Here is a 16331-nt window from a genome sequence, read left to right as displayed (position 1 = left end):
GGGGATAACAAGGCGTTTCATCAGTGGACGGGGGCCGCGCTCGGGGGAGGGCGGCCAACAACAAAAAGGGGAATGACGACAATGTTTCAGGGGGTCATCGATCAGGAAAGCGCTGTCCCGGTTGCTGCGACTGCAATCCAGGACGTGCTGTTCGAGCGCGGCATGTATTGGGCGAGCGGCCGCTCCGGCGTGGTCAACCTCGTCGCGGCGCACAAATGGTTCAACCTGGCGGCGCTCAAGGGACGTACCGACGCGATCGCGCACCGCCGCGAAGTCGCCGAGCAGATGTCCGACGTCGAGATCGCTGCCGCCCAGCGCGAAGCCCGCGCCTGGATGACGACGCACTAGGCAAGTCACCGATATCATCGAGCTGGGAGCCTCGGCTCCCGTGCTCCACCTAGAACCAGTATCGTCCTGCGTAGACCGCGGTCATCAGCGCGCCACTGGCGATGACGAACTGCCGGACGATCCGAGCCGGCAGGATCCGGATCAGGTAGCCTCCGGCATAGCCGCCGACCATGGCGCCGAGCAGCATCACCAAGGTCTCCGGCCACCGGACCGCTCCCTGCGCGATGAAGATCAACGTGGCGGCGAGCGAGACGCAGGTCGCGAGCAGGTTCTTCAGTGCCTTGATCGCCCTGATGTCGCTCGGTTCCGTGATCGACAGCACCGCGGTCAGGATGACGCCGAGTCCGGCACCGAAGAACCCTCCATAGACGCACGCCAATCCCAGGACAGCACTGCTCGCGCCCGTCGATGGCAAGGCCGCGGTCTGGTGCCCGACGGTCCACGCCTGGATCTGCGGCGCGAAGGCAAACAGCAGCGTTGCGAATGCGATCAGGGCCGGCACCGGCAGGACGAACAGTCGCTCGGGAAGCAACAAGAGGCCACCGGCACCGATGGCGCCTGCAACCGTGGAGACGGCGACGAAGCTGACGGTACGCCGCGTCGGTGGCGGCAGCTTGCCGCGATCGGCGAGCGCCGCGATCAAATGCCCTGGCGAGATCGCCACCGCATTCGACGCATTGGCGATGACCGCCGGCAGGCCTGCGGCGAGCATCGCCGGAAAGGTGATGAGTGTCGCACCGCCTGCCAATGCGTTGATGACGCCTCCCGCGCCACCGGCCGCGAGCAGCAGAAGACTTGTCCCGGTATCCATCATTCACCCCTTGCAGGGTGAGCAGGCTAGCGGGCCGAGCAGCGGCCGGTCTGGAACGTCTGTGACGCCGCCTCAATCGCGCCAGTAGACGCCCGGCGTCGTGCCGAAGGTGCGGCGGAACAGGCGGGTCAGGTGGCTCTGGTCCGAGAAGCCGGCATCCGCCGCAACGGCTGCGATCGGCTCGCCGGCGCGCAGCAGCCGCCGGGCAACATTGAGCCGGGCGAGCAGACGGAAGGCATGCGGCGCGACGCCGAGCTCGCGCCTCACCATGCGGCTGAATCCTTCGCGGCTTCGCCCGAAGCTGGCGGCGATCTCGCCGATCGGCTCTAGGCTCTCGGTCAGGGCAGTGCCGAGCCTGGCTCTGCCGGTCCGCTCGGTCGAGCCGGGCGGCTCGCGCGACAGTATCTCGTTGGCGATCTCGCCGATGTGCTCGGGCGATATTTCCTCGATACTCCGCCAGCGGTCCCCGACATTGACGATCCGGAGCGACGAGCAGGCGCGATTCGCCGGAACATAGGCGTTCAAGCAAACCGTCTCCGCGCCCGGTGTCGCCATCGGTGCATGCAGCATTCCCGCCGGGATGAGCGCGGCGTGGCCGGCAGGCACGGTGACGGTCGCGTCGTCGATGCGAAAGGCGCGCGACCCCGATAGCACCAGCACGATCTGGCTCTCGTCATGGAAGTGCGGCCTGAGGCCGAGCGAGCCGGCACCGCGCCACGACGCCAGTTCGACGATATCGTCACTGTCGGCGCGCCGGTAGTTCCAGGTTTTGGTCATGGCGAACCGGGTGATCACAGTCTCGAGCCGATGGTGGGTGATCCCCGAGCGTAGCACGGGGGTCACCGACCGTCACGGCCGGGCGATTGAAGCCATCGGCGAGGCCGTTCGCATGGTCGCGAGAGCGATGAGGGCGGCGACGAGGTTGGCGGCGGCGCTGATCGCCACCGGGATGAAGTAGCTGTGGTTGATGTCGAACGCAAAGCCGGCAGCGCTGGGTCCCAGCAGCGTGCCAAAAGCGACGCTGGTGTAGAGGATGCCGATGATGCCGCTAACATTACGGCCGCCGAAATGGTCGGTGACCACAGCGGGCAGGATCGCGACCCAGCCGCCATAGAACACGCCGAACAGCAATGCGAAGACAGTCAGCGACCAGAATGTGCCGGCAAGCGCCCAGATCGCCAGCGAGGCGGCCATGCCGAGATACATCGCGATCAGGAACGCATCGCGGCCGACGCGGTCGGCGATGCCGCCGAGGAAGAAGCGGCCGGCGGTGCTGCCGACGCCGATCATCCCGAGCAGCAGCACGGCGAGCGTCGGTGCCACCTGATGGTCGACGGCGAACGGCACCAGATGCACGAAGGGTACGAACACCCCGAACGCGCTGACCAGGCAGGCCGCATAGAGCCCGGCAAAGCGGGCGGTGCGCATCGCATGGCGGATCGAAACACCCTGACGCAGCGGCGTGCCTGACGCCGTGTCAAGCGGATCGCCATCCGGTCCGGTGCCGTAGCGGCGCGGATCGTCGGCGATCAGGAGCGACGCCCCGATCCCGGCAACGACGGCCACGACCCCCAGCACGACGTAGGCATCGCGCCAGCCAACGCTCGTGATCAACCAGGTTGCGAGTGGCGGCATCACCAGTGTCCCGACGCCGATCCCGCTGACGGCGAGGCCCGACGCAAAACCGCGCCGCCTGACGAACCAGCGCTGCACGGCGCCCAAGGTCGGAACGTATGCGCAACCGACGCCCACGCCGATGCCAATGCTGTAGGCGGCATAGACCTGAAGAATGGTCTGCGCTTGCCCCGCCAGCACCATGCCGAGACCGACCAGCGCCATCCCAATTGCAGCCAGCCTGCGCGCGCCCCAGCGATCGGCGAGCGGACCTGAGACGATGCCGAGGCCGAAATACAGGAAGCCCGCGAACGAGAACACCAGCGACACCGAGCCGCGCGAGGCGCCGAACTCGCGCTGCAACGAGTCCACGAAGGATGAGAACGTGTAGGCGCTGCCGAAGCCGATGAATGTCACGACAAAGGCGGCCGCGACGACGATCCAGCCGTAGAACGGCCTTGCGCGTTGGTGTCCGGCGTGCATGGCGGCGCTCCTCATGATCGTTCTCCCTGCGGTGCGTGGTCGCTCGCCTTGGCCGGCGGATAGCGCAGCATCTGCGTGCAACGGAACAGCGCGATGGCCTTGCCGGTTGCCTCGCTGCGGATCTCGGCGTCCCACACCTGGGTGGTGCGCCCGGGATGAACGAGGCGCGCCTCGCAGCGGACGCCGCCTTCGCGCGCGGCGCCGATGAAGTTCGTCTTCAGTTCGCCGGTGGCGAAACCCGTCGCACCGTCCGGCAGAGACGCGAGACAGCCGAAGCCGCACGCGGTATCCGCCAGCGCGACCAGGCTTGCGCCGTGCAACAGCCCGTGCGGCGAGAAGTGCTTCGCTGCGATCTCGAAGCGGCCGCGGACGAGGCCGCGCTCGACTTCGAGCCATTGAAAGTCCAACAGGCCGGGCAGGGCGCCGGCTTGCGAGGCGTTGATGCGGTCGACGAGTCCGCTGGCGAGGCTACCTGCGCTGATGTCGCGTAGGCCGAGTCTATCGGGGACGTTAGTCATGCCTTGTCCTTGGTTTCACGAGTGCGCCGAAAGCCTCGCGGGGGAGGCGTCATAAAGATTAGAAAATCTAACTTTTCAGCTTGGATTTCTCTGCGTTGACGAAGCTTCCTGCACTGGGATAGGCTGATTGAGCGCGCAGATGACCAAGTTGGCAAACCAGATTTGCTGCGTATCTTGGATTAGAAAATCTAAATCATGGAGAGCCGGCTTCCCCCCCTGAACGCACTCAAGGCGTTCGAGTCCGCCGCCCGCCATCTCTCGGTGAAGCTCGCGGCCGAGGAGCTGTGCGTCACGCCGGGCGCGGTCAGCCAGATGCTCAAGACGCTCGAGGCCCATCTCGGCGTCAAGCTGTTCGAGCGGGTGCCGCGTGGCATCTATCTCACCGACGCCGGGCGCGACTATCTGCCGTCGATCCGCAATGCGTTTCGCCAGATCGCGGAGGCCTCGCGCCGCGTCGCCGCTTCAGTCGACGTCGGCACGCTGACGGTGAGCGTGACGCCATTCTTCGCATCGGCCTGGCTGGTGCCGCGCATGGCGTCGTTTCAGGGGACGCATCCCGAGATCGATCTGCAGATCGTCACCAGCAACACGGTGGTCGATTTCTCGCGCAGCGGCGTCGACCTCGCGGTGCGCCACGGCCTCGGCCGCTATCCGGGGCTGCGCAGCGACCGCGTCGTCACCGTCGAGATGGTTGCGGTGGCCGCGCCGTCGCTGGTTGCGCGGCTCGGGCGGCCGGCGTCTCCCGCAGATCTCGCGGGCTGGCCGCAGGTACACGATGCCGATCGCAAGGGATGGAGCCTGTGGTTTCAGGCCAATGGCATTGCTGAAGTTCGTCCGCCGCGCGGCCCGTCGTTCGACGACAGCGGCCTGCTCTTGAAAGCCGTGTTGACCGGGCAGGGCGCGGGGCTTTTGCCGGCGGCGATGGTCGCAAATGAGATCGAGGCCGGCGAGCTGATCCAGTTGCTCGAGACCGCGCATCTGGAGGAGTTTGCCTACTATCTCGTCTGCCCCGACAACCGGCAGGGGCTTCCGAAGATCGCGGCATTCAGGGAATGGATACTCGGGCCGCTGGCCCAGTCGGCGCCTGCCGAACGCGAGACGGCCTACCGATAGAAGCCGTTCGGTGGCACCCCAAAATGCCTGCGGAACATCGCGCTGAAGGCGCTCTGGCTGGCATAGCCAGCATCGAGCGCGACATCGACCACCCGTGCGCCGCGCGCGAGGCGCTCCAGCGCGAACAACAGGCGGGCCTGCTGGCGCCACTCGCCGAACGTCATGCCGGTCTCCCTGACGAACAGACGATGGATCGTCTTCGACGTCAGCTTCAGCCGGCGCGCCCACTGCTCGGCAGTGGAAGCGTCGTCCGGACGGTTCACCAGCGCCGCGCAGATCCGCGCCAGCCTTTGGTCGCGCGGCATCGGCAAATGCAGCGGCAGCACATCGATTTCGCGGAGCTGGTCGAGCAGCACACGCATCAGGCGCTCGTCAGGGGTCGCGGGCGCATAGTCCAGTGGCACACCCATCGCGGCGACGAACAATTCACGCAACAGCGGCGAGACCGTGAACACGCAACTGGTCTGCGGCAGGTTAGGGACGGCAGTGGCGTCGACGAACACGGTGCGGATCTTGACCGCACCGCACATCCGGACCTCGTGCGCGAGATCGGCCACCAGCCACACCGCGCGATTGGGCGGCACCACCCAGGTGCCCTCGGCGCAGCGCACGATCATCACGCCTTCGATCGCGTAGAGCAGCTGGCCGCGCGGATGGGCATGCAGGCCGGTCGACGCGCCGCTCGGATAATCGATCTCCATCGCCGCCATCGGCCGCGCCGTGGCGTGGTAGTCGAGGTGCCGTGTGATCAGGTCGTCCAACACGTCTTCATCTCGCATGTCCCAATCTCGCTAGGTCTGGTCATTCTAGCGTGAGACGGACCTCAGTGCGACAGGTAGTTGCTGGTGCCTCCTTCACCAATGCGCTGCCAGGTCATGTTCAGGAAGAATGCTGCACTTCTCTATCCCTTCGTTGCCATTGTGCTGTGGGCCGGCAATGTCATCGTCTCGCGACTGTCGGCCCACACGATCGGTCCGCAGGCGATTACCTTCTATCGCCTGCTGATCGCGGTGCTGCTGATGTCGCCGTTCGTGGCGCGCGCCGCCTGGCGCAATCGCCGCGTGATCTGGCCGCATCTCGGGCCGCTCGCGATCCTCGGCTTCCTGGCGATGTGCCTGTTCCAGAGCCTTTCTTATCTCGCGGCGGAGACCACGACTGCCACCAACATGGCCGTGTTCACCGCGCTGACGCCGCTGCTCACGGTCGGGCTCAGCGCCGGGCTACTCGGCGAGCAGCCGACGCTCGGCATGGTCTGCGGTGCGCCGCTGTCGTTTGCGGGCCTCGTCTATCTCGTCAGCGGCGGCGAATTGTCGTCGCTGCTGCAGAACGGCGTGCATGCGGGCGACGCCTTGATGCTGCTGGCCGCGATCGTCTACGCGCTGTATGGCGTGCTGCTGAAGCGCTGGAATTTGCCGATCACCGGGTGGCAGTCGACCTACATGCAGGCGCTGTGCGCGCTGGCCGTGATGTTCCCCGCGTTCCTCGCGACGCCGGCGCCGCTCCGTCAGGTCAACGCGGCGACCTGGCCGCTGATCGTCTATGCCGGCGCGCTGGCTTCGGTGGTGCTGCCGTTCCTCTGGATCCGCGGTGTCGCGCAGCTCGGCCCGAACCGCTGCGCGATCTTCATGAACCTGTTGCCGGTGCTGACGGCTGCGGCCGCGATCGTGATGCTGGGCGAGCCGGTCAGGCCCTTCCACGTCATCGGCGGCGGCCTCGCGCTGCTCGGCGTTGCCTGCGCGCAGGCCTTGCCGCGGCCCCTGAAGACCGCACACGATCCGCGATGACGTGCGAGCTACGGATCGGCGATCTCGCGGTTTTGATCACAGGTGAATGGCCGGGGCAGAATAGAGCGTCGCGGTCGGCGGTCACTTGTTCGGTGAAACGGAGTGATCGCGATGCGCGTTGCCCTGGTCTTGACGTTGCCTCTTGTGATCCTGTGGAGTGCGGTTGCCGACGCGGCGACGGCGCATCACCGGCGTATGCGACAACACCTCATCATCCGTCCGAGCGAGGAGGTGATCGTGCCTGGCGGGTACAGATATCCCGGCTTCGGGCCGATCCCGCCTGGCGAGAACCGAAATCTCGATCCATCCACGCGTGGAAGCGGCTGACGTCGGTCAGCGCCGCGCCTCCATCGCTCGATCACGCTGCCTGCCTGAACGATGGCAAGCAGCAGTGCTTCGGGGGACGGTGAGGAGGCTGGGCCTTCTTCTCGCGGGCTCCTTTGCCTGGCGGACGGCGGATGCCTCTTCCGTCGCCCAGGTTGGTCAAAGGATCGCGCCATGCTGCGTCGGCGACCAACTTGTGCTGTGATCGCTGGTGACGCGCTTTTCGAGCGTGGCGATGGTTCCCTTGAGATTGTCGTGCCGTTCATGGAGCGACCTTGCCAGGATCGGATACCTTGTGTCCGATCGGTCGTGAATTCCCGCGCGCGCTTCTTCGGTGGCAATGTCGGCTTCGATCTGCTGGCAGGCCAGCACAAGATCGGACAGCATCCTCCTGACCGTCGACTCTCGTCCGGTGCTTGCGCGAACTGTCTCAAAACGATGATGCATGTTCATGGGCGTGCTCCGAATGTCCGAGTTCGGTACGCCGGGAACGGCCGGCGACGAACGTTCACGGATACATCGCAAGTTGCCTGCCAGTAGGGGGGCCGTAAGACTACGGCAGCGGCTCACGCGGGAAGGTCACCGAGTAGCCGACGTCGCTGGCCATTCTCGGCGCCAAGCCGGGATGCATGCGTCGAGCGTGACGCGCTTGTAGTCTCGAGCCGTATTCTCGTCTCCGGCTTCTTCAGCAAATCTGACCGCTGCCTCCATATCGAGAGCCGCAGACGCGCTATCGCAGAACAAGCTGTGAATTTCAGCGCGGTATCGATATGCCCTGTAGTTCATCGGGTTGTACTGGAGCGCCAGGTTGTAGTTGCCTTGCTCCTCAGCGGCGCTTCGGCGCGCTTCGTCGGACTGACTGTTGAAGTTGGTCAGGCGATTGAGCGCCTGGAGCGTCCCGAGTTCCATGTAACGCAGGGACATCGCGCCGAAACTTGCAGGGAGTGCGTCGGCCGCAGAAGGTTGCTTCACCGCGGCTTGCGCGCGTTCAATCTCGATCTTCTTGTATTTGATCGCATTGTCGTAGTCCCGCAGGCTTTGGAACGCGCTCGATATTTCGCTGTTGATCGGCGCAAGATAGGCGGTCGAGAGCCGCCGATCGCTGAGCAAATTGAGGCACGCCCTTATCTTTGCCTGCGCAGGCAAGACGTCGCGGCATTCCTTGTCGACCACACGACGCACGTCCCGCGCATGTACCGTCGGCGGCGTCTGAGCAGCAGGCAGGACAATAGCCAGTCCGAGGTAGATCACTAACCTGAGACCGCGGCTCGGCCCATTCATGTTTCTTCGCCTTCAGCGACGACACGATTCATCGATGGGCGCAGGAGCGAGGCCGTTCGTGACTGGGAAAGACCGAACGGCCTCTGCCGGCCCGTAGCACCAAAATGGAAGAACAGGAGGCCGGCCGTCCAGCTACGTTGTCGCCGGATAAAGGTTTCGCCGGCCGATTGGCGGCGCGACCATTCGAGGCCGTTGCTACGAGCGCGCAGGGTCGGTTTGACGACAGGTCGTCAGGACGAACGCTGCCTTGCTGCATTGCCAATCGCTGCCAAGCGCAGCGCTCGAGACCGGCCTTGGGGCAGCAACGATCGCCAGCACGACAATCACGCAGGCCAGTGAAGTTGCGATCACGATCCTGCCTGCGTTGGATTTGAAGCCATGCCGTAACAAGGGACCCAGATCGGTGGATCGGCGAAGCTGGGCGTTACGCAAAACCTGGTCGATGTCCTGGAATTGAATGCCATTATCGTGGTGCATGGCTTTGCTCCGGAAATATTCAGGTGATGAAAAACGCAGGAGATGCTGGGCGCGGTTTGTTTCGCGCTCGTTTCGAGGCGCCGGGAATGATGTTTCGTTCACGCGGAGGTGACTATCGGTTCAAGCCCAGCGGGCCTCGGACGGCTCGCGAACCATGGAATCGAAGCTGGGTCGGATATCGGCGGCGCCGGGTTCTCTGCCCAAGACCGAAAAGGTTGGCTGGCGGAGAGGGAGGGATTCGAACCCTCGATACAGCTTGAGACCGTATGACGCTTTAGCAAAGCGTTGCCTTCAGCCACTCGGCCACCTCTCCGGTGCGAGCCTTATGCATCGATTTTGTCAGCTGGGTCAATTTGGAAGGGCATGTTTCCGCTCGATTATTCGCAATGCCCCCATCGTGATGAGGGCGGTCGGAATGGCTCGTCCTTGTCGCGATACTGGACTACGCGAGAACGAAGGCAGAACTTATCGCGTAAAGTATTGAAGAAGTTTTAGAAAACGCGTTGGAGCCCAGCTGCGGCCGAGGCGGCTATTCGACACTGGCGCCGCGGCGCAGGTCAGCGTCGATCTGCAATCTGGTGCCGCCGCCGAAACGGGCGCGGTAGACCTGCAGATTCTCCATGATGCGCTGGACGTAGTTTCGCGTCTCCGAGAACGGAATCAGCTCGACCCAGTCGACCGCATCGACCTTGGGATCGCGCGGGTCGCCGTAGCGCTCGATCCACTTCTTCACGCTGCCGCGGCCGGCATTGTAGGCGGCGAAGGTCAGGATGTAGGAGCCGCGATAGTCCTCGAGCAGGCCGCCGAGTTCGGCCGCGCCGAGCATTGCGTTGTAGACCGGGTCGGTCTTCATTCGGTTGAGATCGAAGCCGATGCCGGCGCGCTTGCAGACGTAGCGTCCGGCGTCCGGCGTCACCTGCATCAGGCCGTAGGCTTGGGCCGGCGACACCACCGCCGGATTGAACGCACTCTCCTGGCGCGCGATCGCATAGACGACGCTCTGCTCGACCTCCGGTCCGACCTGGCGGAACGATGGAATGCCGTTCACCGGGTAGGCGTAGTGGTCGAACGGCAGTCCGCGATTGAGCGCGGCCTTGCCCATCAGCAGCATGCCGCGGGCATCGCCATGGCGCGCGGTGAGCTCGCCGAGGCCGGCCAGCGCTTCCGGATCGCCATTGTCGCCCATGTCGCCGAAGATCGGGATCGCAAGCTCGCGCGCGTCGATTTCGTAGAGCAGCCCGACCGCGCGCACGATCTCCAGCCGGTCGGCGCCGCGGCCGCGCGGCGCGCTGTTCAATTCGATCTGCGGCAGGCCGAGCTTGGCGCGCGCGAGCTGGCCGTAATAGCTGGTCGACTGCTCGGCTGCGCGCGCGTAGGCGGCGCGCGCCTCCTGGCCGCGGCCGGCGGCTTCCGCGGCGCGGCCCTGCCAATAGCCCGCACGCGCCAGCGCGGTCGGGTTGGCGCTGCCGACGCCGATCCGCGCGAAATGCTGGGCGGCGAGGGCGGGGTCGTTGAGAAAGCGCAGCGCGATCCAGCCCGAGGTGAATTCCTGCTCGGTCTTGTAGATGTCGCGGGCGGGCAGCGCCGCGTCGCGCGCGATCAGATAGGCGGTGCGAAACTCTTCGACGTCGATCATCTTGCGCGCCAGCAGGCGGCGCTCGACCCACCATTCGTCGACGTTGTAGAGCCGCGCCGGGTCCTTCGGCGCGCTCAACATCAGGCGGGCGGCTTCGGCGAATTTCTCCTCGCGGCGGAGCAGCTGGATTTTTGCGAACAGGTAACCGGTGTCGCCGGAGAGCTCGCTCGGCACCGCCTCGAGCAGCGCGCGAAGGTTCGATCCCTTGCGGTTGGCCGCGATGCGCGCCTTGGCGAGCGCCAGATAGCCGGAGCCGAGCCGCTTGGCCTCGCGAATTCCGGCAGCTTCGTTGTCGGTGCCGTAGAGCATCGTGTCCATGCGCGCCTTGTGGTCGGCGGCGGTCAGGAACGAGCCGAAAAGGTCGAGCGCGGTGCTCTCGGTGTCCTCGCTCATCGGATCGTTGCGCCAGGCTTCGCGCACCAGGCGCTCGGCATTGCCGCGGTCGCCGCGTCCGATCATCACCTTGGCAAGCGCGAGCCGGCCCTTGGCCGAGACCGGCGATTCATTCTGGAACCAGGCCCAGACCGCGGAATCGTCGCGATGGTCGTCCCATAGCGATGCCTCGATGCGGCGGCGCAGGAAGGTCTGCGATGGCCAGCTCGGATTGGCGTCGAGGAAGGCGCGGTAGCGCTCGACCGAGGCGCCATTGTCCTCGCTGCGCAGGATCAGCCATTCGGCAAGCTTGCGCGCAACCGGATCGGAGATCGAGGCCTCGGCCTCGGTGGCGTCCGCCGGCTTGCGCTTGCGCAGCAGCTCGACGACGCTTGCCAGCGCTTCCTTGTCGGACTGCGACGTCGACGATGTCGCGGCCACCGCCGCAGGCAACACCGGCTTGCGCGCGATCGGCGCGGCATGCTGGCGGGTCGCCGGAACCAGCGCAGGGGCGGCGGCACGGACGGGCGCCGGCTTGTTCGGCAGACTTCCCGTCGCTGCCGGAGAGGTGGGCTTCGACGCAGTGGTCTTTGCCTCAGTGGACTTGGACGCGGCGCTCTTGGACGTGCTGCTCTTTGACGCGGCGTTCTTCGAAGCGTCGGTTTTGGAAGAAGCGGCCTTGGCACCGTCGGCCTTTGCGGCGCCGGACTTCGAAGAAGTCGTCTTGGCCGCGCCCGTCTTGGCCGCGCTGGTCTTGGTTTCGTCGTTCTTGGTCGCGGCCGGCTTCGAAGCATGCGGCTTCGAGGTGCCGCCCTTGGAAGCTTCGGTCTTGGAGGCGGCACCCTTGGCAGTCGCATCCTTCGAGGCGGCCGTCTTTGAAGCGGTGTCTTGGGCGGCCGGCTTTGCGGCTGAAACATCCTCGGCGGCCCATGCATCGGCCGTGATGGCGGCCAAGCCGACCACGAGCGCCAGGCTCGTCGCCAGCGCCGTCGATCGCAATGTGCCTGCGCGAACGGAACGAATCACAGAAGTCCTCTGCGGCCCCGAATCATCTGGTCGTTTGGGCCCTGGGTTCTTATTTGATTGAAAACGTAGACAAAATACTAAGAAGCCTGCCGGTGCGGCTGTTTGCGCCAGCACAACGGCAAAATCGCGGCTGGAACCGGCTGGGAATAGGTTCGGTACGGCCCTTTCGCCTGTCAACCAGACCCGATATGAATTGCCTTTCATGGCGTTTCGCATCAACCGAGTGCCGGTTGCACGGACGCGAAGCACGACAATAACAAAGGGTCCGTCGACCTAGCCTTTAGCCTGAAGCGTTTGGAGGAAGTCCATGGCAGCCAAGACAAAATTCCGGGGATCATTCACTGCCTTGGTGACGCCCTTCAAAAACGGCTCGGTCGATGAGGCGGCGTTCCGCGGCCTCGTGAACTGGCAGATCGCCGAGGGCACGCACGGCCTGGTGCCGGTCGGCACCACGGGCGAGAGCCCGACGCTGAGCCACGACGAGCACAAGCGCGTGGTCGAGTGGTGCATCCAGGAGGCCAAGGGCCGGGTGCCGGTGATCGCCGGTGCCGGCTCGAATTCGACCAAGGAGGCGATCGAACTCGCCGAGCACGCGGAGAAGGCCGGAGCCAACGCGGTGCTGGTGGTGACGCCGTACTACAACAAGCCGACCCAGGAAGGCATGTACCAGCACTTCAAGGCGATCAACGATGCGATCGGTATTCCGATCATCATCTACAACATCCCGCCGCGCTCGGTGATCGACATGTCGGTCGACACCATGACGCGGCTGTTCGAGCTGAAGAACATCGCCGGCGTCAAGGACGCGACCGCGAGCATGGTGCGTGTCTCGCAGCAGCGCGCCGCGATGGGCGAGGACTTCAATCAGCTGTCGGGTGAGGACGCCACCATCATCGGCTACATGGCGCATGGCGGCCATGGCTGCATCTCGGTGACCTCGAACGTCGCGCCGCGTTTGTGCTCGGAATTCCAGACCGCCTGGCAGAAGGGCGACGTCACGACGGCGCTGAAGATCCACGACAAGCTGATGCCGCTGCACACCAACCTGTTCATCGAGAGCAATCCGGCGCCGGTGAAGTATGCGATGTCGCTGCTCGGCAAGCTCGACGAGAAGCTGCGCCTGCCGATGGTGCCGGTTTCTGAATCGACCCGTCAGGCCGTCCGCAGCGCCATGGTCCATGCCGGCCTGATCAACTGAACCGGACTGCTACTGCCGTGAACACCGCCGTGCGCAATGTCGAACAGAAGGGGATGGGGATGCTGAAGGAATTCCGCGAATTCGCCATGAAGGGCAATGTCGTCGACCTCGCCGTCGGTGTCATCATCGGTGCGGCCTTCGGGGCGATCGTCACCTCGCTGGTCGGCGACATCATCATGCCGATCATCGGCGCGATCACGGGCGGACTCGATTTCTCCAATTATTTCACTCCGCTTTCAGCGAAGGTGACGGCCAGCAACCTCGCCGACGCCAAGAAGCAGGGCGCGGTGCTGGCCTGGGGCAACTTCCTGACGCTGACGCTGAACTTCCTGATCATAGCCTTCGTGCTGTTCATGGTCATTCGCGCCATGAACCAATTCAAGCGCAAGGATGAGGCCAAGCCCGCCGAGCCGCCGAAGCCGTCCGACGAGGTCGTGCTGCTGACGGAAATCCGCGACCTCCTCAAGAAGAGCTAACGTGGCCGACAAGAACGAACGTCCGATCAAGGTTGTCGCCGAAAACCGAAAGGCACGCTTCAACTACGCCATCGAGGACACGGTCGAGGCCGGCATTTCGCTGACCGGCACCGAGGTGAAGTCGATCCGCAGCGGCAAGAGCACGATCGCGGAGTCCTATGCGGATTCCAAGAACGGCGAGATCTGGCTGATCAACGCCAATATCCCGGAATATCTGCAGGCAAACCGCTTCAACCATGAGCCGAAGCGGCCGCGAAAACTCCTGCTGCACCGCAAGCAGATCAACAAGCTGCTTGGCGCAGTCGACCGCGAGGGCATGACGCTCATTCCGCTGAAGCTGTACTTCAACGAGCGCGGCCGTGCCAAACTGCTGCTCGCGGTCGCCAAGGGCAAGAAGCTGCACGACAAGCGCGAGTCCGAGAAGAAGCGCGACTGGGGCCGCGAAAAGGGCCGCCTGATGCGGGCGCGGGGCTAGGGCGCTCGGAGCCCGACACTGCGACGACGGCGGATGGAGATTGGTCTGATGAGCCAGAGCAGCCTGACCGACGTCGACTGGAGCAAGATCCCGGCACCCACGGACGATGGCGGCGGCGCGCATCTGACCGGCATGACGATCCCGTCGGTCAGGCTGCGCGCCACCGACGACACCTCGGTGGCGCTGTCGGCGCTCGAGGGCCGCACCGTGGTGTTCGCCTATCCGCGAACCGGCGAGCCCGGCAAGATCGGGCTGGTCGACGATTGGGACATGATCCCGGGGGCCCGCGGCTGTACGCCGCAGACCTGCGCCTTCCGCGACCTGTTCGCCGAACTGAAGGCGGCCGGTGCCGCTCAGGTGTTCGGGCTGTCGACGCAAAGCAACGCGTACCAGACCGAAATGGCCTCGCGCCTGCATCTGCCGTTCCCGGTGCTGTCGGACGAAGCGCTGGAACTGACGCGCGCGCTGCGATTGCCGACGATGTCGGTAGCGGGCCTGACGCTGATCAAGCGGCTTGCGCTCATCATCGACGATGCGCGCATCACCCGCGTGTTCTATCCGGTGTTCCCGCCCGACCGGAACGCCGGCGACGTGCTGGAATGGCTGAGGGACAACCCGCGCAAGGGCTAGCGTCACGGGGCCGACGCAGGGGGCTGTTCCAAAATATCGAAAACAACCCCATGCAAAGGAGCCGGCTACGGCCGGCGTTCGACCGAGCAACTCGACACGTCGGGCAATTCAGGGGTATTTTCTAATATTCCGAAATTGCGCGACTGCTCCGCCCCAAGGCTGTCGCTTGTGCTAGCCCAGGTCCTTGCGCACGGTCGCGAAGACCTTGCGGAACATATCGGTCGTCAACACGCCCGTATTCGTATTGTAGCGCGAGCAGTGGTAGCTGTCGTAGAGCTTGAATGTGCCCGCGTTATGCACGGCGCCGTGCACAAAGGGCGCGGCAGCCAGACGCATATCCAGCGCCTTCAATGTTGATTCGTGCGCGATCCGCCCGAGCAGCACGATCGCGCGCAGCTTCGGCATGGTTGCGATGGTGGCGCGGAGGAATTGCCGACAGGTGTTAATCTCGGCCGGCAGCGGCTTGTTTTGCGGCGGCACGCAGCGCACCGCGTTGCTGATCCGGGCGTCCACCAGCTTCAAGCCGTCGTCCGGCCGCGCCTGATAGACGCCGCTGGCAAAGCCATATTCGAGCAAGGTCGCATAGAGCAGATCGCCGGCGTAATCGCCGGTGAAGGGACGGCCTGTGCGGTTGGCGCCCTGCATGCCGGGCGCGAGACCGACGATCAACAGCCGCGCATTCGGATCGCCGAACGATTCCACCGGCGAGTTGAACCAATCCGGGTGGAGCGCGCGGGCCTGTGTGCGGAAGTCGGCCAGCCTGACGCAGAGCTGACAGTTGCTGTCGGGGCGCGTAGGTGCGGCGACGAGACTACTCGTCGAAATCGTCATCGGCTCCCCGGGGGGCCATCGTGGTCGCGCGCTGCAGGAATTGCGGGGAGTGATGACGCGGTTCGCGCGGGGCCGGACGTTCGGACGGATCGCGGCCAAGCTTGGATTGCAGTTCGACGAGGTCGGTGAAGACGTCGGCCTGGCGGCGCAGCTCGTCGGCGATCATCGGCGGCTGGCTCGCAATGGTGGAGATGACGGTGACGCGAACGCCGCGACGCTGCACGGCCTCGACCAGCGAGCGGAAATCGCCGTCGCCGGAAAACAGAATCATCTGGTCGATGTGCTCGGCTAGTTCCATGGCATCGACCGCGAGCTCGATGTCCATATTGCCCTTCACCTTGCGGCGGCCGCTGGCGTCGATGAATTCCTTGGTCGCCTTGGTGACCACGGTGTAGCCGTTGTAGTCGAGCCAATCGATCAGCGGACGGATCGACGAATATTCCTGATCCTCGATGATCGCCGTGTAGTAGAACGCACGAAGCAGCGTGCCGCGACCCTGGAATTCCTTGAGGAGGCGCTTGTAGTCGATGTCGAAGCCGAGCGTCTTTGCGGTTGCGTAAAGATTGGCTCCGTCGATGAAGAGCGCGATCTTGTTGGAAACAGGTGACGACATCAAAGTGTTCTCGCGTGGTTGTTCGTGTTCTTAGCGCGGCGGTGATCGACCGCGCGTAAATTCCGGCGTTGCTGCCTAAAGTTCTGTGAATCTTTCCCCGCGACAGTCACCACCGCAATTATGGTGAGGCGAGGGCAAAAAGCCTAGACCTTTGACATTGCAATGAAGAGATTTACTTGTCTGGGACAGCAACCTAGCCATGTCGTCAGACGCTCCGGCCATTCTGGCCCCGGCAGAGGGGGTTATCAGAGCCTGTCGGGAAGGCAAATCACAAATTTTACCTTGCGAAACGGGGGCTAGCCCTATAACTAACCCTCATAA

Annotated in this window: 18 protein-coding genes and 1 tRNA gene; 7 read left to right on the top strand and 12 right to left on the bottom strand. The window is 64.6% G+C overall.

Features of this window, described 5'->3' with window-relative positions:
• Nucleotides 1–81: 81 nt before the first annotated feature.
• Entirely contained in the window at nt 82–348 is a 267-nt protein-coding gene (locus AKN83_RS20985; protein WP_021078341.1) for a hypothetical protein, read from the top strand.
• A gap of 49 nt (nt 349–397) precedes the next feature.
• Here AKN83_RS20985 and AKN83_RS20980 read toward each other — a convergent pair whose 3' ends face one another.
• From AKN83_RS20980 to AKN83_RS20965, 4 genes are all read right to left on the bottom strand, one after another.
• A complete protein-coding gene (locus AKN83_RS20980) occupies nt 398–1159 on the bottom strand; it encodes a sulfite exporter TauE/SafE family protein (protein WP_050401004.1) in 762 nt (253 codons plus the stop codon).
• A 72-nt stretch (nt 1160–1231) separates the two neighbouring features.
• On the bottom strand, nt 1232–1993 hold the full coding sequence (locus AKN83_RS20975) for an AraC family transcriptional regulator (RefSeq protein ID WP_157113486.1): 762 nt from the start codon (nt 1991–1993) through the stop codon (nt 1232–1234).
• 15 nt (nt 1994–2008) lie between these two features.
• A complete protein-coding gene (locus tag AKN83_RS20970) occupies nt 2009–3256 on the bottom strand; it encodes an MFS transporter (RefSeq protein ID WP_083992148.1) in 1248 nt (415 codons plus the stop codon).
• Nucleotides 3257–3267: 11 nt separating this feature from the next.
• Nucleotides 3268–3774: a PaaI family thioesterase gene (locus AKN83_RS20965; protein WP_083992147.1), complete on the bottom strand. Its 507-nt coding sequence runs from the start codon at nt 3772–3774 to the stop codon at nt 3268–3270.
• A gap of 195 nt (nt 3775–3969) precedes the next feature.
• Here AKN83_RS20965 and gcvA point away from each other — a divergent pair, with 195 nt between their 5' ends.
• Nucleotides 3970–4887, top strand: coding sequence for a transcriptional regulator GcvA (gene gcvA / locus AKN83_RS20960; protein WP_050400979.1), 918 nt, complete (start codon nt 3970–3972; stop codon nt 4885–4887).
• Here gcvA and AKN83_RS20955 read toward each other — a convergent pair.
• Nucleotides 4878–5666, bottom strand: coding sequence for an AraC family transcriptional regulator (locus tag AKN83_RS20955; RefSeq protein WP_050400978.1), 789 nt, complete (start codon nt 5664–5666; stop codon nt 4878–4880). The genes gcvA and AKN83_RS20955 overlap by 10 nt on opposite strands.
• A 96-nt stretch (nt 5667–5762) precedes the next feature.
• Between AKN83_RS20955 and AKN83_RS20950 the strand changes: the two genes are divergently transcribed.
• Entirely contained in the window at nt 5763–6671 is a 909-nt protein-coding gene (locus AKN83_RS20950) for a DMT family transporter (protein ID WP_050401002.1), read from the top strand.
• Nucleotides 6672–7154: 483 nt separating this feature from the next.
• On the opposite strand, the gene AKN83_RS20945 is transcribed toward AKN83_RS20950, so the two are convergent.
• From AKN83_RS20945 to AKN83_RS20925, 5 genes are all read right to left on the bottom strand, one after another.
• A complete protein-coding gene (locus tag AKN83_RS20945) occupies nt 7155–7448 on the bottom strand; it encodes a hypothetical protein (RefSeq protein ID WP_063695446.1) in 294 nt (97 codons plus the stop codon).
• Nucleotides 7449–7574: 126 nt separating this feature from the next.
• Nucleotides 7575–8276: a hypothetical protein gene (locus AKN83_RS20940; RefSeq protein ID WP_050400977.1), complete on the bottom strand. Its 702-nt coding sequence runs from the start codon at nt 8274–8276 to the stop codon at nt 7575–7577.
• A 195-nt stretch (nt 8277–8471) separates the two neighbouring features.
• Entirely contained in the window at nt 8472–8753 is a 282-nt protein-coding gene (locus AKN83_RS20935) for a hypothetical protein (protein WP_050400976.1), read from the bottom strand.
• A 220-nt stretch (nt 8754–8973) separates the two neighbouring features.
• Nucleotides 8974–9066 (bottom strand) — tRNA-Ser (locus AKN83_RS20930).
• Nucleotides 9067–9282: 216 nt separating this feature from the next.
• Nucleotides 9283–11787, bottom strand: a complete 2505-nt coding sequence (locus AKN83_RS20925) for a transglycosylase SLT domain-containing protein (protein WP_430641567.1) — start codon at nt 11785–11787, stop codon at nt 9283–9285.
• A gap of 307 nt (nt 11788–12094) precedes the next feature.
• Between AKN83_RS20925 and dapA the strand changes: the two genes are divergently transcribed.
• The 4 genes from dapA to AKN83_RS20905 are packed head-to-tail and all read left to right on the top strand — an operon-like array spanning nt 12095 to nt 14566.
• A complete protein-coding gene (dapA, locus tag AKN83_RS20920; RefSeq protein WP_050400975.1) occupies nt 12095–12985 on the top strand; it encodes a 4-hydroxy-tetrahydrodipicolinate synthase in 891 nt (296 codons plus the stop codon).
• Nucleotides 12986–13044: 59 nt separating this feature from the next.
• Nucleotides 13045–13461: a large conductance mechanosensitive channel protein MscL gene (gene mscL, locus AKN83_RS20915; RefSeq protein ID WP_050401000.1), complete on the top strand. Its 417-nt coding sequence runs from the start codon at nt 13045–13047 to the stop codon at nt 13459–13461.
• Between the two features lies 1 nt (nt 13462).
• Nucleotides 13463–13936: an SsrA-binding protein SmpB gene (smpB, locus tag AKN83_RS20910; RefSeq protein ID WP_050400974.1), complete on the top strand. Its 474-nt coding sequence runs from the start codon at nt 13463–13465 to the stop codon at nt 13934–13936.
• A 48-nt stretch (nt 13937–13984) separates the two neighbouring features.
• Complete coding sequence (locus AKN83_RS20905; RefSeq protein ID WP_050400999.1) at nt 13985–14566, top strand: peroxiredoxin; 582 nt, start codon at nt 13985–13987, stop codon at nt 14564–14566.
• 171 nt (nt 14567–14737) lie between these two features.
• On the opposite strand, the gene AKN83_RS20900 is transcribed toward AKN83_RS20905, so the two are convergent.
• On the bottom strand, nt 14738–15397 hold the full coding sequence (locus AKN83_RS20900) for a uracil-DNA glycosylase (RefSeq protein ID WP_050400973.1): 660 nt from the start codon (nt 15395–15397) through the stop codon (nt 14738–14740).
• Nucleotides 15378–16010 carry a LabA-like NYN domain-containing protein gene (locus tag AKN83_RS20895; protein ID WP_050400972.1) on the bottom strand — a complete coding sequence of 211 codons (633 nt, stop codon included), beginning with the start codon at nt 16008–16010 and terminating at the stop codon, nt 15378–15380. Before AKN83_RS20895 ends, AKN83_RS20900 begins: the two co-directional genes overlap by 20 nt.
• Between the last annotated feature and the right edge of the window lie 321 nt (nt 16011–16331).

It is taken from the genome of Bradyrhizobium embrapense (assembly GCF_001189235.2).
In the GTDB taxonomy this organism is placed as follows: domain Bacteria; phylum Pseudomonadota; class Alphaproteobacteria; order Rhizobiales; family Xanthobacteraceae; genus Bradyrhizobium; species Bradyrhizobium embrapense.
The sequence above is the reverse complement of the archived record's forward strand: the minus strand, read 5'-3'. Positions and strand labels throughout refer to the sequence as shown.